Here is a 21,606-nt window from a genome sequence, read left to right as displayed (position 1 = left end):
AAAACCATGACCACCACCTATACGATCACGCTCAAGAACTGCGCTTTCTTTGCCCGCCATGGCCTGCACGATGCGGAAGAGTTCCTGGGGCAGCGTTTCTTCGTCGACGCGGAACTCGATGTGCGGCCGCTGCGGCCGCTTTCGGACGACTCGATTGATTCGACCGTGGATTACGGCGTCGCTTTCCAGGAGATCGAAAAGATCGTCACCGGCCAGCGCCGTTACCTCATCGAAGCATTGGCGCAGGAGATTGCCGGCGTGCTCTGTGCCCGTTTTCCGCAGATTTCCCGCGCGCGGATCACCGTGAGGAAGCCGAACGCGCCCGTGCCCGGCGTTCTCGACTACGTGCAGGTGACCGTCGATCATGTCGTCTGAAGTGTTTCGTCGGGCCTCGCTCGGCTTGGGCGGCAATATCGGTGATCCCGCAATGGCCATGGCGCAGGCGCTGCGCACGCTCGACGCGCGGCCGGATTGCCGTGTGACAGCCGTGTCGAGGCTCTACCGCACGCCGCCCTGGGGCAAGACCGATCAGGACTGGTTCTTCAATGCCTGCGCGCTGGTGGAGACCACGCTGGCGCCAGAAGCGCTGCTCGATACCTGTCTTGGTATCGAGCGCTACATGAAGCGCGAGCGCAAGGAACGCTGGGGGCCGCGTACCATCGACATCGACGTGCTGAGCTATGCGGGCGTGGAGCAATCGGGCGGCAGGCTCGAACTTCCGCATCCGCGCATGACGGGCCGCGGCTTCGTGCTGATGCCGCTTGCGGATATCGCGCCCGACCTCGTCGTCGCAGGGCGAACGGTGGGAGACTGGCTGAAGCAGGCCGACGTCACGGGGATCGAGCCGGCGAGCGCCGGCTCCGAATGGTGTCCGTTTACTTGATCGAACCGACGGCGACGTCGTCGAGGCTGCGGTCGAGCGACACGCCGATGACCGGCACCATCTTTTCCCCGACCTTCACCGAGATGGTGATGTTGAGCTTGTTGTCGCTCTCGAGCCGGGCGATCATGGCGCCGTTCAGCTTCTGGCGGTTGATCCCGACGACGACCTTGTTGCCGGCGACCTGGCCGGAGGTGATGTCGAGGCCCTTGCCCGCCGCGCCGTCAAGGAACTTGCCCTTGTAGGTGCCGCCCGCCTTGGTGATCAGCGCCGACATCGGCTGCTTGAAGACGCCGACGCGGCAGAAGCCGTCGAGCTGGATGCCAGCGCCCTTGGCCGGAGCGGTGTCGCCCGTCAGGTCGCAGGCGAATTTCGTGCCCTTGTATTTTCCGGCGACGATTTCGCCCTTGCCCTGCCAGCTGCCGGTGACCTGTTCGAAGAAGGCCTTGTCGCGCGTGCCGGCGGAGGCCGGTGTGGCGAAGGTGGTGGCGGCTGCGAGGAAGGCCGCTACGGAGGCGCGGGCGATCAAAGAGGTGCGCGGGTACATGAACGATCCTTGATGGGCGACGGCCATTTGGCCTGCTTTGGTGCGACGAGATTTGCGCGAAAATGGTTAATGGACGGTTTCCGTCGCCCTTGTCGTTCATCATTTGTGAAGATCATGCGCCCGGAAAACCGGAGTGTTGCAAGGTGGTCACGCCTCGTCCTGCCGTCCGTTTCCGGAGCCTGGCGCCAGGTCGCCGATGAAGTCGCCGATGCCTGGGCGCTTGAGCGCGCGGAAGGGCATGGGGCGGCAGAGATCCATGGCGGCGATGCCGATCCGCGCCGTCATCAGCCCGTTGATCACGCCTTCGCCGAGGCGCGCGGAGAGTTTTGAGGCCAGTCCATGGCCGAGCACCTGCTGTACCAGGCTGTCGCCCATGGCGATGGAGCCGGTGACGGCGAGATGGGCGATGACATCCCGCATCAGGCGCAGCATGCCCAGTTTGCCCGGCCGGCCGCCATAGAGTTCGGCCATCCCGCGCACCAGCCGGCTGCTCTCATAGACGACATAGCCGATATCGACCAGCGCACGCGGGCTGACGGCGGTGACGATGGAGACGCGTTTCGCCGCACCGAGGATGAGGGCGCGCGCCTCGCGGTCGAGCGGGGCCATCAGTTCGCGCTCGGCGAGATCGACGAGATGCGCCGAATCGATGATCTCGCCTTCTGTTTCCGCCAGACGGGTGCGTCCGCGCGCGGTCTGCGGGCGGGCGGCGAGGAGGTGCACGAGGCGGGCGACGATGGCGCGGCCGGCAGCCGGCTTCGGCGCCGTGATCGCATCGGCGACATCGCGCTTGAGATCCTGCACGGCGGCGAGGCGGCGAATGCCCCAGACTTCGCGCAGCACGACGCCGAGGAGGGCGAAGACCGCAACGGCCGTGGCGCCGATCGCGAGATAACCGAGCCAGTCATTGCGCCCGAAGAGGTCGCGGATCAAAGCATCGACCCAAAGGCCGATGGCGAGCGAGAGCAGAAGGCCGAGCGCGCCGATGGCGATCCGGCCGAAGGTGAGGCGACGCCGGCGCGGCGCTGCGACCGGCGGGGCAAGCTCCGGCAGGTCCATCGTCGTCGCGACGAAGGGGTCGTCGGCATCCGGTGTCAGCGTCACGGCACCGTCGAAGGCGGCAGGCTTGCGCGGTTCGCCGCGCACCGGTGGTACGGCCGGCTCCGACGGCAGCGAGAAGGCGGCGGGCTTGCGCGGACGGTCGTTCATGCCAGCCGGTCTCCGATGAGATATTGCAGCGCGCGGTCGAGCCGGATGTGCGGTACCGACAGTTTCAGGCCGCCCCCCGTCTCCTCGATATGTGGCGGGCGGAAGCGCACGAAGTTAAGCAGTGGCGGATCACCTTCAGAATGTGATTCAAGTGCTTCGAAAAGAGAATCCGGATTCTCCGGTAAGTCGCCGGGAAATATCGCGGTTTTCTTTTCTCCGTCGAAGATTTCACCGTTGATGCGCTCGCCTGCCATCGGCACGCCGACGATGACGGGCAGGTCCTCGCCGTTGTGTTTGACGGTCGCCTCGCGGGTGGCGCGCACGGAGGCGAGCGCCATGACCTCGATGCCTGCGCCGCTCATGCCGATGCGCTCGATCGCGCGCTCGACAAGGCGCCGGGTGACGGCCTCAAGTCGTGCATGGCTTTCATGGTGCAGGTGGTCGGCCTTCGTCGCCGCGATAACGATGCGATCGATGCGGCGAGTGACGAAGGAGGAGAGAAAACTGTTCGCACCGGCGCGGAAGCAATCGAGCACGTCGCCGAGCGCGCGTTCCAGATCATGCACCGCTTCCGCCCCGCGATTGATTGCCTGCAGGGCATCGATCAGCACGATCTGCCGGTCGAGGCGGGCAAAGTGCTCGCGGAAGAAGGGGCGAACCACATGGGTCTTGTAGGCCTCGTATCGGCGCTCCATCATGGCCTGCAGCGAGCCCTTGGCGGGGCTGTCCTTCGACAGGTTCGGCAGAGGCGCGAAGGTCAGCGCGGGCGAGCCTTCGAGATCGCCCGGCATCAGGAAGCGGCCGGGCGGCAGGGTCGAAAGCGAACGTTCGTCCGACTTGCAGGCCTTCAGATAGGCGGTGAAGCTTTCCGCAAGCGCCCTTGCGGTCGCCTCCGAAGCCGCAGCACCGGGGTCGACCGTTTTGGACAGTGCCAGCCAGTCGCGGGCAAGCTCGGCGCGGATGCCGGATCCCGCCAGCGCCACGGTGCTTTCGCTGAAGGCACGGAAATCCTGTGCGAGCAGCGGCAGGTCGAGCAGCCATTCGCCGGGATAGTCGACGATGTCGATGGAGAGTTTGCCGGGCGAAAACAGCCGACCCCAGCCGGAGGCGCTCTCATAATCGAGCGTGATGCGCAGTTGCGAGATGGCGCGCGTCGAATCCGGCCATAGACGGTCGGCGACGAGCGCGCGGATATGGTCCTCGTACTGGAAGCGCGGCACGGCGTCGTCCGGCTGCGGCTCCAGCCGGATTTTCGAAACGCGCCCCGAGCGGCCGGCTTCGAACAGCGGCAGGCGGCCGCCGTTCAGGAGATTGTGCACCAGCGACGAGATGAAGACCGTCTTGCCGGCGCGCGACAGGCCCGTCACACCAAGGCGGATCGATGGGTGAACGAGATTGGCGGCACGGCCGGTCAACGCGTCAAGCGCGAGCAGGGCTTCGTCGGTGAGAGTGGTCAGGCTAGGCGGCAAGGTCTCTTTCCAGCTTCGGTCGCGATATAGGAAACGAAATCCGGCGAAAAAAGAGGGGCCGCTGTTTCCGTCAGTGCGCGGGGCGGGGCATCATGAAGCCGGCAAGGCAGGCGCCGGTATAGTCGTCTTCCGTCGGACGTTTGTCGAAATCGAGGATCGCAAGGCCCGCCGTCGGATAGCCGAAGGGCGCGGCAGTCTCGGCGATCTCCTTGCCGACGAGCCGATGGAAAAATTCCTCGATCATCGGATTGTGACCGACGATCATGATGGACGTCTCCTGCCGCGCGGCAAAGGCCAGCTCGGCATAGATATCGGTCGTGCCGGAATAGAGCGGGTCGACGTACTCGATGGACAGTTCTTCGCTGACCGTGCGCCGGAACGGCTCGGTGGTCTGCCGGCAGCGCACCGCGGTAGAGGAGATGACGAGATCGGGTTTGTAACCCTGATCGGCCGCTTCCTCGGCGATAATCTCGGCCTCGGCAAAGCCGTCATCGTCGAGCGTGCGGTCGAAATCCGTCTTGCCGGGCTCGGCCCAGGCCGCGCGGGCATGGCGGAGGAGATAGAGCCGGAAAGCCGGCGCGCCGAAAGATGCCAAGTCTGTCCTCCATCGCCTGCGGCCGGAAACTTGCGCCGCTTCCAGACTTCATGTCTTTCCTCGCGCGAAAGATCAACCCGTTTTGCGAAGGCTCGCGTTGAGGATCGCATCCGATGCCGCCTGGTAGGCGAGGGTGTCTTCCAGCCTCTGTGGCCGGGCGAAATAGTAGCCCTGCATCATGCGGCACCCCAGTGCGCGCAATACGGCCACCTGCTCGGCCGTTTCCATGCCTTCGACCACGCAGACGCAGCCGATGTTGCGCGAGAGATCGACGATGGTCTTCACGATGCTGCGGCTGAGTTCGTTGCTGGCGATATCGACGATGAAGCTGCGGTCGATCTTGATCTTGGTGAGCGGCAGCTTGTGCACATAGCTGAGGCTGGAATGGCCCGTGCCGAAATCGTCGAGCGCGACGCCGATGCCGCGCTCGGAAAAGCGGCGGATGTTTTCGGCGGCAAGCGCGAAATTGCGCATCACGGCGGTTTCCGTCACCTCTATGTCGAGGCGGGCCGGATCGACACCGCTTTCGGCGATGATGTCGAGCAGTGCATCGACGGTCTTGTTGGAGACGACGTCGCGCGTGGAGAGATTGACGGAAAGACGGACATGGTCCGGCCAGGTTTTCGCGGCCTCGAGCGCCTTGCGCATCAGCACTTCGGTGAGCTTGCCGATGATTCCGGCCCGTTCGGCGGCGCGGATGAAGATGCCGGGCGGGACTGTGCCGATGCTCGGGCTCTTCCAGCGGGCGAGCGCCTCGTAGGCAAAAATGCCATGGGTGTCCGTATCCACCAGGGGCTGGAAGGCAAGGTACATTTCCTGCTCGAAGTCAGCGGCCCGCAGCGCCTGCTGAATGCGGCCCTGCTCGCTGATTTCCGCTTCGTGCTCGGCGGAAAAGACGACCGCAGTGCCGCGAAAGTTCTGCTTGGCGAGGTAGAGGGCAAAATCGGCACGATCGAAAAGGCGGTCCGCCGTCGTGCCGGCATCGCCGAGGATGGAAATGCCGAGCGAGCCCGAGACGCGGGCCGTCTGGCCGCTCAGGACATAGGGCTCGTGCAACGCCGCGCAGATCTCCTCGCCGAGCGCACGCAGCCGGTCGGGGCTGAGATTGCCTTCGAAGATCAGACCGAATTCGTCGCCGCCGAGGCGGGCGGGAAAGATGTTCTGCTGCATGAAGGCGGAGAGCCGCTCGCCGACCTCTATCAGCAGCTTGTCGCCGATGCCATGGCCGAACGTGTCGTTGACCGGTTTGAAGCCGTCGAGATCGATGAGATCGAGGGCGAGACCCGTGCCGGCGTCTTCTGCCGCGGCGAGGCGTTTCTCCAGCTCGGCGCGGAACTGGCGGCGATTCGGCAGGTTGGTCAGGCTGTCGAGATTGGCGAGGCGGTGGTTCTCGTCGCTGAGGCGCTGGGTTTCCGCCTGCCGTGCCGTCAGCTCCTTCTGCGACTGGATGAGCGCGCGGAAATCCCGGTAATAGGTGAGCAGAATGAACACCATGGCAACGGTGACGAGCGCCACGTTGAGCGCCAGCGCAGTGAAGACGGGATTGCCTGACGTGCCGAAGAAGATGGTGAACGGGCCAAGCACGATCGCCGTCAGCGCGAGGGCCGCGGCGCGCAGATGCATCAGGCAGAAGATGCAGCCGACAACGGTGTTGGCGATATAGAAGGCGACATGGGACTGCTGATAGGCGTCGCCATAGGTAAAGAGGCTGAGGGACCAGGCACAGAAACCCGCACCGAGAAGGGCGGTGAGGCGATACGTCGATCGCAGGCGCATGGTCGCTTCTTCATGCGTATAGCGCCGTTGGCGGCTGAACCACCAGTGAACCAGCCGGAAGAGGCTGACGGCATAGAGCACGGACGGAATATAGAGCGTGAGGACGGCGGGGGCGGCGTTGAAATGGGTGACGGTGAGCGCGACCGTATTCGTCACCAGCATGAAATAGAGCAGGGGGACCTGCTTTGTGAAAGCGGCGAGCTGCGCCTGAACGAGTTCGGGATCTCCGGCTTCGATCGTGAGAATTGCCTTCAAATTGCGAAACATCAAAAACGCGCTCCTGCCCTACGAGGAAGGGAAACACGACTTGCTAAAATAAGTCTGAATCCAGCCTTTTCGACAGGTTCGCGAAAGAAACCGCCTCCATCATCCGTTATGGGAACAAACAACCTGTGCCTGAATTGAGGGCAGGATGAAAAGGCCGATTGCGAAGGCAGTGCCCTTACGAACGACCCGCGGCCATTTTTGGCGCTTTTGCGGGGCGGTTTTGCCATCCCGTTGTAATCTTGATGAAATATTAGTCTGGCAGAGATTAAAACAAAGGCATGCGCGAAAACCGTGGGTAAGTTCCGACAGGCTTGAATCGCGTTACCCGTGGGGATATACAGCGCGCCTTGAGATGTTCTTCAGGAGAATCGCGTTGAGTGAGAAGATCGATCTTAGCAACTTCGTCCTCGATGAGGGCGAAGAATTCATGAACGGACGCCAGCGGGCTTACTTCCGTGCGAAGCTGAACGCTTGGAAAAACGATATCCTGCGCGAAGCGCGCGAAACCCTCGATCATCTGGCGGAAGAAAGCGCCAACCACCCGGACCTCGCGGACCGGGCATCCTCGGAAACCGACCGTGCCATCGAGCTTCGTGCTCGCGATCGCCAGCGCAAGTTGATCTCAAAGATCGATGCCGCGCTTCAGCGGCTCGACGAGGGCACCTACGGCTATTGCGAGGAAACCGGCGAACCGATTGGCCTCAAGCGTCTCGACGCCCGTCCGATCGCAACGCTGTCGATCGAGGCGCAGGAGCGCCATGAGCGTCGGGAAAAGGTGTATCGCGACGAGTAGGCGTTTTCCGCGGGTCTGAGGAGGTCCGCGGGCTGCGTTTACAAGGATCGGACATCGGATGCATCCGGTGCCGGTAGCCCTCGGGTTGCCACGTACCGCGTCAAAACGGAAAGCCGCTGGAAACATATCGTTTCCAACGGCTTTTTTCTTTTGGGATTTTGGGTCCGCCTCCACCGCCCGAGCATGGCTATCACGAAGCCGGGAGAGGGTCGGGCTCGGTTCGCCAGGCGCCGGGAGGGTGGATTAGCCTTTACGGTTGGCCGCGATCTCGCCGAGCAGGCGCGCCATTTCCGCTTCGGTTTCCTCTCGGCTCTTGGCAACCGGCTGGCTTTGCGTACCCGTCGGCGTTACCTGGGTCGTGAGGGCGGCGGGCTGTGCGCCGGCGCGGGCAGCGCTTGTGGCCGCGGCGTTGCTGGCCATTTCCGCTTCGAGGATCTTTTCGAATTCGCTGACCAGTGCCGGATTGTCGGCGACATTCGTCACCGGCCTGGCGACTGCTCCCGTCGTCACCGGTCGCTGGACCGGCTGGCCAGCCGTCGCCTGCGCGGTGGTGGCGGCGGCGGGCTGCGTTGACAATACGCGCTGGCGGCTCTGTTCCAGCACGTCCTCGGCGCGCCGTTCCGGTGTGCGTTGCTGGGCGGTCGCGGGAACCTGCTGCTGTGTCGTCACTGTCTGTGTGGCGGGGCGAACCTGCGCGGCGCGGGCAGCAGCTTCGTCTTCGCCGGCATAGAGCACCTTGCTCATGGAAGAAACGCTATCGGGAACGCCAGCGGGGCGGCGTTCGGCGGTGCCGGCGGTCGCGGACGCGGTAGACCGGACAGCGGCAGCTTCCGCCGTGCGCAGGGGCGTTTCATGCAATACCGCTGCCGGTTCGGCGCGCTCCACTTTCTGGGCCGGCTTTTCCACCGGCTGCTCAACGGCGGGGGCCGCGCCGATGCGCGTCTCGATGACGATGTCGGTCGGTCCGCCGATCATGATGAGGTGCTCGACCTCGTCGCGGCGCACCAGCACCAGCCGACGACGCGTGTCGATCGCGGCGGCATCCAGGACGGCAAGGCGTGGCGTGCGGTTGCGCCCGCCACGGATGAAAGGCGAAGAGGGGCGACCGCGAATGATCCACAGCACCAGCGCGAGGCAGAGGAGGCCGAGCAGCACCACCACGGCGGCGATGACGAACTTCGTGCCGTTCTCCGCGAGAATCTCCTGGAACATGGCGCGCACTCCTTAACTCGGCAGATTGGCCCTGTGGGCACGGTACCGCATTTGACGGCTTTTCGCGGGCTCCTACAAGCGCTTGCTGCCCGTTGTCCAGCGCCCATTTCCCCCGTCACTGTCGCGAAAATAGCGCGACATGCCGAAATTGCGATGGTTGGGCCGGGAATATTCCCTGTGAATTCGCGCCCTTGCTTTCCCTTGATGGCTTTTTGCGCTTCCCTCGTGCAGATAAAAATGATTCTGGCATCGGATCCGGCGGCAAGCGCTGCGCCGGACCGTTGCGAATGAGGGAATGATGACGATGAAGCGGCCTGGCGAGGACAACCTGCCGATCGTGGACCGCAATACGCGGCCGGCGGTGGCGCTGCGCGTCGTCGTGCTGGCCGCCGTTCTGGCTGCATCCGCCGGCGCCTTCATCGTCTTCAAGAATCAGCTCGACAACGAGCTCGTGCTCGGCGTGCTCGGTGTTCTCGCCATGGCCGGCATCTTTTTCGTCGTCTCGGCGCTGATCGGCTTCATCGAGATCATGCCGCAGGCCGCGGGCTCGGACGATCTTGCACGCGCCTTTCTCGATTCCCATCCCGACGGCACCGTCGTCACCGACCGCAAAGGCCGTATCGTCTATGCCAACGCCGCCTATGGCGCGCTGACGGGAGCGACGGGCGCGGCGGAAGTGCAGACGCTGGAAACGCTGCTGTCGCGCAATCGCGATGCGACCGAAGCCGTCTATCGCCTGACGAACGGCTTGCACGAAGGCAAGGAGGGCGCGGAGGAGTTCCGGGTTCAGAAGGCTCTCAACCCGTCGGTGACGAGCGGATCGGGCGCGCACTGGTATCGCCTGAAAGCACGTGTACTGCCGAACCGCGACAAGTCCAGGCAGCCGCTCTATATCTGGCAGATCTCCGACATCACCTCCGAGCGGGACGATCAGGAGCGCTTCTTCAAGGAATTGCAGAACGCCATCGATTATCTCGACCACGCGCCCGCCGGCTTCTTTTCCGCCGGCCGCAAGGGCGAGATCGTCTACCTCAATGCAACGCTTGCCGAATGGCTCGGCATCGATCTGGCCAAGTTTCAGCCGGGCTCGTTGTCGATCGCCGATATGGTGGCGGGCGAGGGGCTTGCGCTCATCCAGTCCGTTCAGGCCGAACCCGGCCACAAGCGCACCGAGATGCTGGATCTCGATCTTCGCAAGACCAACGGCCAGAGCCTGCCGGTGCGCATCGTGCACCGCGTCTCCTCCATGCGCGACGGCGCGCCCGGCGAAAGCCGTACCATCGTTCTGGCACGCGAGGAGGGCGGTGAGAGCGATCAGTCCGCGTCGATCGCCTCCATGCGCTTCACGCGCTTCTTCAACAACACGCCGATGGCGATTGCCTCCGTCGATGGCGATGGCCGCATCCTGCGCACCAATGCGCCGTTCCTGAAACTGTTCTCCGGTGTCGTCTCGCGCGACGATATCGACCGCGGCGCCAAGCTTGAAACCATCGTGCACGAGACGGATCGTCTGCGCCTGCAATCGGCACTCGATGCCGCCAAGGACCGTCAGGGCGATATCGCGCCGCTCGATTCACTGCATCCGGCCGATGATGGCCGCCATTTCCGCTTCTACATAAACGCCGTCATTGATCAGAGCGACGAGGCGCCCGAAGAGGCGGCCATCGTCTATGCCGTGGAGATCACCGAGCAGAAGGCGCTCGAGACGCAGATGGCGCAGACGCAGAAGATGAATGCGGTCGGCACGCTCGCCGGCGGCATTGCGCACGATTTCAACAATGTGCTGACGGCAATCCTGCTCTCTTCCGATCACCTGCTGCTCTCCGCCCGCCCGGCGGATGCGAGTTTCGCCGATCTGATGGAGATCAAGCGCAACGCCAACCGCGCCGCCGTGCTGGTGCGCCAGCTGCTCGCCTTCTCGCGCAAGCAGACGATGCGCCCGACCGTGCTGAACATGACGGATGTCATCGGCGACCTGCGCATGCTGGTCGACAGAATGACGGGCACCAACGTCAAGATCGACGTCGAATACGGCCGCGACCTGTGGGCGGTGAAGACCGATCTCGGCCAGTTCGAGCAGGTGCTGATCAATCTTGCGGTCAATGCGCGCGATGCGATGCCCGAGGGCGGCACGATCACCTTCCGCACCCGGAATCTGCCGGCCGACGAAGCCGCCGCGCGCAATCTGCGCGACCTGCCGCCGGGCGACTATGTTGAGGTCGACGTCGCCGACCAAGGCACCGGCATTCCGCCCGAGATCATCGACAAGATTTTCGAGCCCTTCTTCACGACGAAGGAGGTCGGAAAGGGCACCGGTCTCGGCCTTTCCATGGTCTACGGCATCGTCAAGCAGTCCGGCGGCTACATCTATCTCGATTCCGAAGTCGGCAAGGGCACGACCTTCCGCATCCTCATGCCGCGCCACATCGAGGACGTCGTCCCGGTGGAGGCTGCCGCGGAAGGCGACGCCGGCGTTCAGCAGCCGGTTGCCGCCATTGCGACGCCGGAAAAGGAGCCGCGCGACCTCACCGGCGGCTCGGCCGTCGTGCTGCTGGTCGAGGACGAGGAGGCGGTGCGCCGCGGCGGCAAGCGCATGCTGGAAACCCGCGGCTACACGGTGCACGAGGCCGGCTCCGGCGTCGAGGCATTGGACATCATGGAAGAGCTGAACGGTGCCGTCGACATCGTCGTCTCCGACGTGGTCATGCCCGAAATGGACGGCCCGTCGCTGCTGCGCGAGCTGCGCAAATCCTATCCCGACATGAAGTTCATCTTCGTCTCCGGCTACGCGGAGGATGCCTTCGCCCGCAACCTGCCGGCCGACGCCAAGTTCGGCTTCCTGCCGAAGCCGTTCTCGCTAAAGCAACTGGCCGAAGCGGTGCGGGAGATGCTGGACGCGTAATTGTAGCTGTTCGCTTGGTAGGAGAGCTACGTGAGCAGTCCTGTACTTTAGCACGGGGCTTAAATTGGGGTTCCGAGCATTCCGCTACGCTTCGCATTCGTTATACAGGTATATCTACTGGCGAAGGCTTTGGCGGAGTTTCCGACTTTGTGTCCGTTTGACGCGTAACGATCCCAGCGCCAACCTTCTGCGGTCATGTAGAAGTGCCATTTATCCCCATTCGGGTCTTTGCAAACTAAGTGCATGGCCGCATACCTCGTTGTATTCTGGTATTCTAATGTTTTTGGCCTTTATCCGTCTACCAACTGAGCGCCTACCTATGCGTGCTGCACTGGTGAAAATGGTTGTGTCTGGTTGGTTATCGGTTGTGGCGTAGCCAAGCTTTTCCGTTGAAAACCATGCGCTTAACGGCGCTGCGGCTATTCGTTTTACAGACAGAAGGCCACCAGGGTTTGTATCAATTTAGTGGTTTAGTTCCGATACGAATAATGTTTCCGCGAGCGAAACTTAAAATTTAAAGAAGCAAAAAAGAGCGGCCGACTCATCGTCAGCCGCCATTCGTTTATTTAATCAACCAGCGCGACGGCGATTTCCGCCGCCAGTCGGGCGTTGTTTTCGACGAGCGCGATGTTCGTCTTCAGGCTCCGGCCGTCCGTCAGATGGAACAGGTTGTCGAGCAGGTAAGGCGTCACCGACTTGCCGGCGATTTCGTCGCGTTCGGCGTTGTCGAGGGCGCGGGCGATGTAGATCTCCATTTCCTCGCGCGGAATTTCATCTTGCTCCGGCACGGGATTGGCAATCAGCATGCCGCCGTCGACGCCGAGCTGGTCGCGCACTGTCTGGAAATTGGCGATGGCCGCCGGGCTGTTCAGCGTGAGCGGGCTCTTCAGGCCCGAATCACGCGACCAGAAAGCCGGGAAGACGGGGCTGTCATAAGTGACGACGGGCACGCCGCGGGTTTCCAGCACTTCCAGCGTCTTCGGGATATCGAGGATCGCTTTGGCGCCGGCGCAGACGACGATGACGCCGGTGCGCGAGAGTTCGTCGAGGTCGGCGGAGATGTCGAAGGTTTCTTCAGCCTTGCGGTGCACGCCGCCGATGCCGCCGGTCGCAAAGACCTTGATGCCGGCGCGGGCTGCGCCGATCATCGTGGCGGCGACGGTGGTGGCGCCGGTGCGGCGCTCGGCGATTGCGAAGGCGAGGTCGGCGCGCGACAGCTTCATGGCGCCCTGGGTCTGGGCCAGCGCTTCCAGCTTTGCCTCGTCGAGGCCGATATGCAGCACGCCGTCGATGACCGCGATGGTCGCCGGCACGGCGCCCTGTTCGCGAATGATGCGCTCCACGCTGCGCGCCATATCGAGATTGCCCGGATAGGGCATGCCATGGGTGATGATCGTCGATTCGAGCGCGACGATCGGTGCGCCGCGCGCCTTGGCGGCGGCGACTTCGTCCGAATATTGCATCGGCAGAAGGGGGGAAACGGGTCGGGTCATGCGGTGTCCTTACAAAATCCTGGGAGGAAATCTGGGCAAAAAAGTCTCATGACAGGATTTCGACCTGCGGCACAAGCGAAAGTGCGGCGGCAAGCGCTGCCTGCGACATTTCTTCGGCGACGGCGAGCGGCGAGCGCACGGTGATGGTGGCTGCCGCCACACCGTAGCGCAGCGCCTCCGTGATGCCTGCGCCGCCGAGCACGGCGCCGAGAAAACCGGAGGCAAGCGAATCGCCCGCGCCCGTGACATCGCCGAGCTCGGGGATAGCAGGCGGAACGACCGACGCAGCCTGTGTTTCGTCAAAGGCGATAACGCCGCGCCCGCCCCGCGTCACCACACCGGCGGAAAGACCGGTGGCGCGCAGGATCTTTGGCCAGTCGGCCGGGTTCTGCGCATCCTCCCCCGTTAAGGCCCGTGCTTCCGCCTCGTTCATGAAGAGGAAGGCGAGAGCATCGAGGCTTTCGCGGAACCGCACGACCTTGGCCGGCGAAATGGCGATGCCGGCTAGCGGCACAGCCGCTGCCTTTGCGATCCGGGACATCGTGGAGAGCGTGTCGGCGGGTAGATTGGCGTCCGTCAGCATCAGTCCAGCCGCCGCCATCGCCTCGCGCATGGCGCGCTGCTGCAGTCGGCGTGGTGAAAACAGCCGGTAGAGCTCCATATCGGCAAGCGCGATGACGAGGTTACCGTCCCGCTCGATGATCGCCGTATAGCTCGGCGTCGCCCGGTCGAGGAAGACGAAGGGCGTGTCCTCGACGCCGGCGGCCTCAGCCGCCGCCGCGACGATATCGCCGTCCGCATCGCCGCCGCGCGGTGAGACCAGCCGCACCGCATGGCCGAGCCGGGCGAGGTTGCGGGCCGCGTTGAACGCGCCGCCGCCCGCCTCGACGAACCAGCTGCCGGGATTGCTCGCCCCCGGCGCCGTCTCGCCGGCAATGCGTCCGCGCCTGTCCACATGGGCGCCGCCCATCACCAGAATCGTTTTCTCCGTCATCGTCTTCCTTCACATCCGGCAGGCCGATTCGCGCGCATCACGCTCCATCGGACACCGATTTGTTCCTGTTCATGCGCCGGTCTTATCCACCTGAAACGAAAATAGAACACCCCCCCGATTCACGAAATCATTCAAGTGCATGAATGCATCTTGCAAAATGAGAACAAAATGTGTACATACCGTTCATCGACGGCTTCGTTGCCTGTCTTGCTTCAATAACCTAAAGGTGGACCAAATGGCACAGAACACTTTGCGGCTCGTAGAGGAAAAATCAGTGGATAAAAGCAAGGCACTCGAAGCGGCTCTCTCTCAGATCGAGCGCTCGTTCGGCAAGGGCTCCATCATGAAGCTCGGTGGCAAGGACAGCGTCATCGAGGTCGAGACGGTTTCGACGGGCTCTCTCAGCCTCGACGTGGCGCTCGGCATCGGTGGTCTGCCCAAGGGACGCATCATCGAAATCTACGGTCCGGAAAGCTCGGGCAAGACGACGCTGGCGCTGCAGACCATCGCGGAAGCCCAGAAGAAGGGCGGCATCTGCGCCTTTGTCGATGCCGAACATGCGCTCGACCCGGTCTATGCCCGCAAGCTCGGCGTCGATCTCGAAAACCTCCTGATCTCGCAGCCCGACACCGGCGAGCAGGCGCTTGAAATCACCGATACGCTGGTGCGCTCCGGCGCGATCGATGTTCTGGTCGTCGACTCGGTTGCTGCACTCACGCCGCGCGCCGAAATCGAAGGCGAGATGGGCGAGAGCCTGCCGGGTCTTCAGGCTCGCCTGATGAGCCAGGCGCTGCGCAAGCTGACCGCCTCGATCTCCAAGTCGAACACCATGGTCATCTTCATCAACCAGATCCGCATGAAGATCGGCGTCGTCTACGGTTCGCCGGAAGTGACGACGGGCGGTAACGCCCTGAAGTTCTACGCCTCCGTCCGCCTCGACATCCGCCGCATCGGCGCCGTCAAGGAGCGCGACGAAGTCATCGGCAACCAGACCCGCGTCAAGGTCGTCAAGAACAAGATGGCACCGCCCTTCAAGCAGGTCGAATTCGACATCATGTACGGTGAAGGTGTTTCCAAGACGGGCGAACTCGTGGATCTCGGCGTCAAGGCCGGCATCGTCGAGAAGTCGGGCGCATGGTTCTCCTATAACAGCCAGCGCCTCGGCCAGGGCCGTGAAAACGCCAAGACGTTCCTGCGCGATAATCCCGATGTCGCCCGCGAGATCGAGATGACGTTGCGCCAGAATGCCGGCCTGATCGCCGACCGCTTCCTGGAGAACGGTGGGCCGGATCCGAACGATGGTGGCGACGGCGAGCCCTGATCGTTGCGCGGCGCCTGATCGGTCTGTCGCAAATGCATGCGATGGTTTGTTGATTGCGGCATGCGCGGAATAAAATATGAAAAACCGGCCTCTCCTTCTGGAAAGGCCGGTTTTTTGATGTCTGGACAGGGAAAGAGGCGGGCGATAAAAGCCTTCAGTTCTCGCGCGCGCCCGCGATTTTCGGCCTTTCTGCCGGATGGGCGACCGTTGCGCGGAAGGTTCGACGGAATTCGCGGATGGATGGCCTTGCCAGGCCTCCGGCGGGCACTCCGGCCGGCGGGGCGGTTTCGCATCTGCTGAACATGAAAATTTGGTGGATGTTGCGCTCGGCTTGAGGCGTAGACAGTGCAGAGATGAAGGACGCGATATGAGCGGCGTGAATGAAATCCGGTCGACTTTCCTCGACTATTTCCGCAAAAATGAACACGAGGTCGTGTCGTCCAGTCCGCTCGTGCCGCGCAATGACCCCACATTGATGTTCACCAATGCCGGTATGGTGCAGTTCAAGAACGTCTTCACCGGCCTTGAGCAGCGTCCCTATTCGCGCGCCGTGACCGCGCAGAAATGCGTGCGCGCCGGCGGCAAGCACAACGACCTCGACAATGTCGGCTATACCGCCCGCCACCACACCTTCTTCGAGATGCTCGGTAACTTTTCCTTCGGTGATTATTTCAAGGAACGCGCCATCGAGCTCGCCTGGAACCTTATCACCAAGGAATTCGGCATCGATAAGAAGCGCCTTCTCGTCACCGTCTACCATACCGACGACCAGGCCTTCGACCTCTGGAAGAAGATCGCCGGCCTGACCGACGACCGCATCATCCGCATCCCGACCAGCGACAATTTCTGGGCGATGGGCGATACCGGTCCCTGTGGCCCGTGTTCTGAAATCTTCTACGATCACGGCGATCATATCTGGGGCGGCCCGCCCGGCTCGCCGGAAGAGGATGGCGACCGCTTCATCGAGATCTGGAACCTCGTCTTCATGCAGTTCGAGCAGGTGACGAAGGAAGAACGCATCGACCTGCCGCGCCCGTCCATCGATACCGGCATGGGCCTCGAGCGCGTCGCAGCCCTGCTTCAGGGCAAGCATGACAACTACGATATCGACCTGTTCCGCGCGCTGATCGACGCCTCTGTCGAGGCAACCGGCGTCAAGGCCGAAGGCGAGGCCCGCGCCAGCCACCGCGTCATCGCCGACCATCTGCGTTCCTCAGCCTTCCTGATCGCCGACGGGGTTCTGCCGGCCAAGGATGGCCGCGGCTATGTGCTGCGCCGCATCATGCGCCGCGCCATGCGCCATGCGCAGCTGCTTGGCGCCAAGGAACCGTTGATGTGGAAGCTCCTGCCGACGCTGGTTGGCGAAATGGGTCGCGCCTATCCGGAACTGCAGCGCGCCGAAGCGCTGATCTCCGAGACGCTGAAGCTGGAGGAAACCCGCTTCCGCACGACGCTGGAACGCGGCCTCAACCTGCTCTCCGACGCCACCTCGACGCTCACCAAGGGCGACATGCTGGACGGCGAGACGGCCTTCAAGCTTTACGATACCTACGGCTTCCCGCTCGACCTGACGCAGGACGCGCTGCGCGCCCGCGAAATCAACGTTGATCTCTCCGGCTTCACCGATGCCATGGAGCGCCAGAAGGCCGAAGCACGCTCGCACTGGGCCGGTTCCGGCGACAAAGCGATGGAAACCATCTGGTTCGAGCTCAAGGAAAAGCACGGCGCGACCGAATTCCTCGGCTATGACACCGAGACGGCCGAAGGCGTGATCCAGGCGATCGTACGCGACGGCAAGGCGGTCGATAATGCCGCCGCCGGCGAAGAGGTGCAGATCGTCGTCAACCAGACGCCGTTCTACGGCGAATCCGGTGGCCAGATGGGCGATACCGGTATCATCTCGTCGGACGCTGCCAAGCTCACCGTTTCCGATACGCAGAAGAAGGGCGAGGGCGTCTTCGTCCATGTCGGGACTGTTGCCGAGGGCACGCTGAAGGTCGGCGATGCCGTCGCGCTCACTGTCGATCACGCCCGCCGTTCGCGCCTGCGTGCGAACCACTCGGCAACGCACCTGCTGCATGAGGCGTTACGCGAAGTGCTCGGCACCCACGTTGCCCAGAAGGGCTCGCTGGTGGCGCCCGAACGCCTGCGCTTCGACGTTTCGCATCCGAAGCCGATGACGGCAGACGAACTGCGCGTCATCGAGGACATGGCCAACGAGATCATCGTGCAGAATTCACCCGTCACCACCCGCCTGATGACGGTGGACGACGCAATTGCCGAGGGTGCCATGGCACTGTTCGGCGAAAAATACGGTGACGAAGTCCGCGTCGTTTCGATGGGCCAGGGCATTCGCGGCGCCAAGGCGAACCGCGCCTATTCGGTCGAACTGTGCGGCGGCACGCATGTCGCCTCCACCGGCGAAATCGGCCTCGTGCGCATTCTCTCCGATAGCGCCGTCGGCTCCGGCGTGCGCCGCCTGGAAGCCCTTACGGGCGAGGCGGCTCGTGCCTATCTCGCCGAACAGGACGAACGCGTGAAGGCGCTCGCCACCGCGCTGAAAGCCCAGCCGGGCGAGGTGCTCGCCCGCGTCGAGGCGCTGGTCGATGAGCGTCGCAAGCTCGAGCGCGAACTGACGGAAGCCAAGAAGAAGCTTGCGCTTTCCGGTGGCCCCTCGGGCGGCGATGATGGCGTTCGCGAGGTTGCCGGCATCAAGTATCTCGGCAAGGTCGTCACCGGCGTCGAGCCGAAGGATCTGAAGAGCCTGGCGGACGAGGGCAAGAAGAGCCTCGGCTCGGGTGTTGTCACCTTCGTCGGCGTTTCGCCGGATGGCAAGGCCAGTGCCGTCGTGGCCGTCACCGATGACCTGACGGGCCGCTTCAGCGCCGTCGAGCTGGTACGCCGCGCCTCCGAAGCGCTCGGCGGCAAGGGCGGCGGCGGCCGTCCCGACATGGCTCAGGCTGGTGGTCCCGATGGCTCCAGGGCAGCGGATGCCGTGGAAGTGGTGGCTGCCGTCATCGCCGGCTGATCCGGCGTTCAAACATCCTGTATCGATACGGCGGCGGGCTTCTGGCCCGCCGTTTTGTTTGCGAAGTCTTCAAGCTTTGCGCCTAGCATCTTCACTGTGCGGAGAGCGTGTTTTGATTGAAGATGTCATCAGTATTTCAACCTTGATGATCTGTACCTTCCTGTCGACCGTGGTCGTCGGGATTTTCATGTTGCAGGTCTGGCTGACCGACCGGCGCCATGCGGCAGCTGGTTATTGGTGCCTTTCCATGTGGGTCGGCTCCGCCTGCACACTATTTTTCGCACTCCGCCCCATGGGCTTTCCCTTGCTGACCGTCGGGCTTGGCAACGCGCTCGCTGCCTTCGGCTACTCCTTCATGTGGGCGGGATTTCGTGTCTTCGACCGGCGACCGGTCTACCTGTCCGTCGTGCTGGCCGGTCCTATCCTGTGGAGCCTCGCCTATCTGTTTTCGCCTTATGTCGCCGGGGATGTGAATGCGCGGATTGTCGTCATTTCCGTGATTATCAGCGTCTATTCCGTTTGGATGGCCTGGGATATCTGGCGTGGACGGAAAGGGGAGCGGCTGCCGACGCGCACACTGTCGGCGGTATTCTTCTTTTCGCACGGCATAGTCTATTCGATGCGCATACCGCTGGCGATCATTACTCCGGCGGAAATGGGACATGGAACAGCCTATTCAGCGTGGTTCGCAATCTTTTCGCTGGAGCTTTTTGCCCACACCATTCTTGCCGCCGTCGCCATGCTTGTACTCATCAAGGAGCGCGGCGAGGCGCTGTATCGTGAGGCGTCCCGTACCGATGCGCTAACGGGAATCGCCAATCGGGGTTCGTTTTTCGAGGACACGCGCGCCCATCTTGAAGACCGGAATGAAGGCACGCTGATGATTTTCGATCTCGATCGCTTCAAGGCAATCAATGATACGCATGGCCATGTGGCGGGCGATGCGGTTCTCAAGCATTTCGCGGCGCGCATCTCGGCCTCACTGGAGGAGGGCATGCTGTTTTGCCGCTTCGGTGGAGAGGAATTCGCCCTTTTTGCGCCTCTGCACGACATGACGCAGGCTGAACAGTTTGCCGAGCGACTGCGGCAGGAGGTTGCGGCGCTCAATATTCTGAGCGAGGGCCGTGAGATCGGTGTTTCCGTCAGCATCGGCCTTGCCGACGTCGCGACCTTCGGCGCGGATTTCGACCGGCTGCATTCGGCCGCTGATGGCGCGCTCTACGCCGCGAAAGAGGCCGGACGCAACCGCGTCATGCGTGCGGCGCCTGCCGCCGTCCTGGCCGGTTTTGCCGAGCGGCTGTGCAGGCCGCCCGTCCATTCCGCTGGTGTCGCTGCCGCCGGCTAAACGGATGCGATGCGCTCAAGCGCTTGGCTTGCCGTATTCGTGAAGATCACATGGTCGTGCAGACCGTGCGCCTCCAGAAGACGGCGCATCTCCGGTTTCAGGCCGGCAATGTAAACCTGGACGCCGGATCGGCCCGCCTTGCGCACCAACCCTTCGATAACGCTGGCGGCGGTGGAATCGATCAGCGGAACATCGGTGCAATCGAGCACGAAGTTGCGCCGCTGGTCGGCGATGCGGTCGAGCACGGAGCCGACGCTGGCGGCAGCGCCGAAGAAGAACACACCGCTGATGCGATAGACCACGGTATCGGGATCGTCTGCCACGACCGGTCGCTCCCGTGCATTGCCATCGTCCTCGCCGGCATTTTCGATGGCGCGCACGAGGCGCGGCACGCTTTCCTCGCGGATATCGACGGCCTTGCCCATGCGGTCGATGAACAATACCGCCCCGAGCAGGAAGCCGACGACAATACCCTCCGTCAAATCGCGGAACACGACGAGCAGAAAGGTCACGACGACGACGGCTGCATCGCCGCGCGACGAGCGAATGAGAGCCGCAATGGCCGGGCGTTCCACCATGTTGAACGCGACGACGGCGAGCACGCCGGCAAGCGCAGCAAGCGGAATGTAGCTTGCAAGCGGTGCGGCGACGAGCATGAAGAGGAGAAGAAACAGCGCGTGCAGCATGCCGGAGACGGGGCTGGTTGCACCCGAGCGCACATTCGTCGCCGTGCGGGCGATGGTGCCGGTCACGCAGATGCCACCGAACAGTGCCGAGCCGATATTGGCAAACCCCTGCGCGATGAGTTCCATGCTGGAGCGGTGGCGCCGTCCGGTCATACCATCGGCGACGACCGCCGAGAGCAGCGACTCGATGGCGCCGAGCAGGGCGAAGGCGATGGCGTCCGGCAGAACCGCGACGACAAGATCCAGCGAGAACGATGGCAGTGCCGGAATGGGAAGACCATGCGGTATCCCGCCGAAGCGCGTGCCGATCGTGTCCGTGGGCAGGGAGAGAAGTGCGGTCGCGACGGAGGCGACCGTGACGGCGATGAGGAGGTGAGGCCAGGTCGGACGGAAGCGGCGCAGCAGCAGGATGACGGCGATGGTAAGGCCGGCGACGCCGACAGCCGCGGGGGTGAAGGTCGGGCGGGCGGCCCAGAGGGCGGCGAGTTTTTCGAGGATCGGACCGGGTTCGCGCCCATCGAGCTTGAGGCCGAAAAGCTCGCTGATCTGGCTGGCGAAGATGATGACGGCGATGCCGGCGGTAAAGCCGACCGTCACGGGGTACGGAATGAACTTGATGTACTTTCCCAGCCGCAAGTATCCGGCAAGTGCCAGGATGAGACCGGACAGGAAGGTGGCGAGCAGGAGGCCTTCCACGCCGTGCCTCGCGACGGTCGCGGAAATCAGCACGATGAAGGCGCCGGCCGGTCCGCCCACCTGGAAGCGGCTGCCGCCGAATGCCGAGACGAGGAAGCCACCGACAATGGCGGTATAGAGACCCCGGTCGGGTGTGACGCCGGAGGCGATGGCGATGGCCATGGAAAGCGGTAGGGCGACGATCGCCACGGTCAGCCCCGAAAGTGCATCGGCCCGCAGACGCGCGCCGCCGTAACCCTCCGCGAAAACGCTGGCGAGCTTGGGCGTCAAAGTATCGGTCATGGGAGCCTCGAGGAGCCGGTGGGTGGGGCCTGGCACGCCTATCTCACGCCGAGTCGGACGCCGATGCAATTGACGGACGTCAAGTGTGTCGAAAAATGTGGCCATGGCAGA

Annotated in this window: 16 protein-coding genes; 7 read left to right on the top strand and 9 right to left on the bottom strand. The window is 63.3% G+C overall.

Annotated features, from left to right (window positions below):
* Positions 1-6: 6 nt before the first annotated feature.
* Entirely contained in the window at positions 7-375 is a 369-nt protein-coding gene (gene folB / locus MUU55_RS02110) for a dihydroneopterin aldolase (protein ID WP_244759109.1), read from the top strand.
* Positions 365-883: a 2-amino-4-hydroxy-6-hydroxymethyldihydropteridine diphosphokinase gene (gene folK, locus MUU55_RS02105; RefSeq protein ID WP_244759108.1), complete on the top strand. Its 519-nt coding sequence runs from the start codon at positions 365-367 to the stop codon at positions 881-883. Before folB ends, folK begins: the two co-directional genes overlap by 11 nt.
* Here the strand turns inward: folK and MUU55_RS02100 are convergent.
* From MUU55_RS02100 to MUU55_RS02080, 5 genes are all read right to left on the bottom strand, one after another.
* Entirely contained in the window at positions 876-1,427 is a 552-nt protein-coding gene (locus tag MUU55_RS02100; RefSeq protein WP_244759107.1) for a hypothetical protein, read from the bottom strand. The two genes, folK and MUU55_RS02100, sit on opposite strands and share 8 nt — an antisense overlap.
* A gap of 147 nt (positions 1,428-1,574) precedes the next feature.
* Complete coding sequence (locus tag MUU55_RS02095; RefSeq protein WP_244759106.1) at positions 1,575-2,636, bottom strand: YcjF family protein; 1,062 nt, start codon at positions 2,634-2,636, stop codon at positions 1,575-1,577.
* Positions 2,633-4,105 carry a YcjX family GTP-binding protein gene (locus MUU55_RS02090; RefSeq protein ID WP_244759105.1) on the bottom strand — a complete coding sequence of 491 codons (1,473 nt, stop codon included), beginning with the start codon at positions 4,103-4,105 and terminating at the stop codon, positions 2,633-2,635. The genes MUU55_RS02095 and MUU55_RS02090 overlap by 4 nt, the downstream gene beginning before the upstream one ends.
* Positions 4,106-4,175: 70 nt before the next feature.
* Positions 4,176-4,700 (bottom strand): SixA phosphatase family protein, encoded by a 525-nt coding sequence (locus MUU55_RS02085; RefSeq protein WP_244759104.1) that lies wholly within the window; start codon positions 4,698-4,700, stop codon positions 4,176-4,178.
* 72 nt (positions 4,701-4,772) lie between these two features.
* Positions 4,773-6,743, bottom strand: coding sequence for a putative bifunctional diguanylate cyclase/phosphodiesterase (locus MUU55_RS02080; RefSeq protein ID WP_244759103.1), 1,971 nt, complete (start codon positions 6,741-6,743; stop codon positions 4,773-4,775).
* Between the two features lie 373 nt (positions 6,744-7,116).
* Here MUU55_RS02080 and dksA point away from each other — a divergent pair, with 373 nt between their 5' ends.
* Complete coding sequence (dksA, locus tag MUU55_RS02075) at positions 7,117-7,536, top strand: RNA polymerase-binding protein DksA (protein WP_244759102.1); 420 nt, start codon at positions 7,117-7,119, stop codon at positions 7,534-7,536.
* 243 nt (positions 7,537-7,779) lie between these two features.
* Here the strand turns inward: dksA and MUU55_RS02070 are convergent, their stop codons facing one another.
* Positions 7,780-8,748 carry a flagellar biosynthetic protein FliO gene (locus MUU55_RS02070; RefSeq protein WP_244759101.1) on the bottom strand — a complete coding sequence of 323 codons (969 nt, stop codon included), beginning with the start codon at positions 8,746-8,748 and terminating at the stop codon, positions 7,780-7,782.
* A gap of 298 nt (positions 8,749-9,046) precedes the next feature.
* Here MUU55_RS02070 and cckA point away from each other — a divergent pair, with 298 nt between their 5' ends.
* The gene (gene cckA, locus MUU55_RS02065) at positions 9,047-11,650 is read left to right on the top strand and encodes a cell cycle histidine kinase CckA (RefSeq protein ID WP_425314142.1); all 2,604 of its coding nucleotides are present in this window, start codon (positions 9,047-9,049) and stop codon (positions 11,648-11,650) included.
* Positions 11,651-12,216: 566 nt separating this feature from the next.
* Here the strand turns inward: cckA and MUU55_RS02060 are convergent.
* Together MUU55_RS02060 and MUU55_RS02055 are read right to left on the bottom strand one after the other, a co-directional pair.
* Entirely contained in the window at positions 12,217-13,143 is a 927-nt protein-coding gene (locus MUU55_RS02060; protein ID WP_244759099.1) for a pseudouridine-5'-phosphate glycosidase, read from the bottom strand.
* A gap of 46 nt (positions 13,144-13,189) precedes the next feature.
* Positions 13,190-14,137 (bottom strand): carbohydrate kinase family protein, encoded by a 948-nt coding sequence (locus MUU55_RS02055; protein ID WP_244759098.1) that lies wholly within the window; start codon positions 14,135-14,137, stop codon positions 13,190-13,192.
* 235 nt (positions 14,138-14,372) lie between these two features.
* On the opposite strand from MUU55_RS02055, the gene recA reads away from it, so the two are divergent.
* From recA to MUU55_RS02040, 3 genes are all read left to right on the top strand, one after another.
* Positions 14,373-15,458, top strand: a complete 1,086-nt coding sequence (gene recA, locus MUU55_RS02050) for a recombinase RecA (RefSeq protein ID WP_244759097.1) — start codon at positions 14,373-14,375, stop codon at positions 15,456-15,458.
* A 367-nt stretch (positions 15,459-15,825) separates the two neighbouring features.
* Positions 15,826-18,486 (top strand): alanine--tRNA ligase, encoded by a 2,661-nt coding sequence (alaS, locus tag MUU55_RS02045; RefSeq protein WP_244759096.1) that lies wholly within the window; start codon positions 15,826-15,828, stop codon positions 18,484-18,486.
* On the top strand, positions 18,449-19,831 hold the full coding sequence (locus MUU55_RS02040; protein ID WP_244759095.1) for a GGDEF domain-containing protein: 1,383 nt from the start codon (positions 18,449-18,451) through the stop codon (positions 19,829-19,831). Before alaS ends, MUU55_RS02040 begins: the two co-directional genes overlap by 38 nt.
* Here MUU55_RS02040 and MUU55_RS02035 read toward each other — a convergent pair.
* Positions 19,828-21,495 carry a SulP family inorganic anion transporter gene (locus tag MUU55_RS02035; protein ID WP_244759094.1) on the bottom strand — a complete coding sequence of 556 codons (1,668 nt, stop codon included), beginning with the start codon at positions 21,493-21,495 and terminating at the stop codon, positions 19,828-19,830. The genes MUU55_RS02040 and MUU55_RS02035 overlap by 4 nt on opposite strands.
* Positions 21,496-21,606: the final 111 nt, after the last annotated feature.

This window comes from Shinella curvata, from assembly GCF_022899935.1.
GTDB lineage: Bacteria > Pseudomonadota > Alphaproteobacteria > Rhizobiales > Rhizobiaceae > Shinella > Shinella curvata.
Note: the sequence above shows the minus strand (reverse complement) of the source record. Positions and strands in the feature narration are given on the sequence as shown.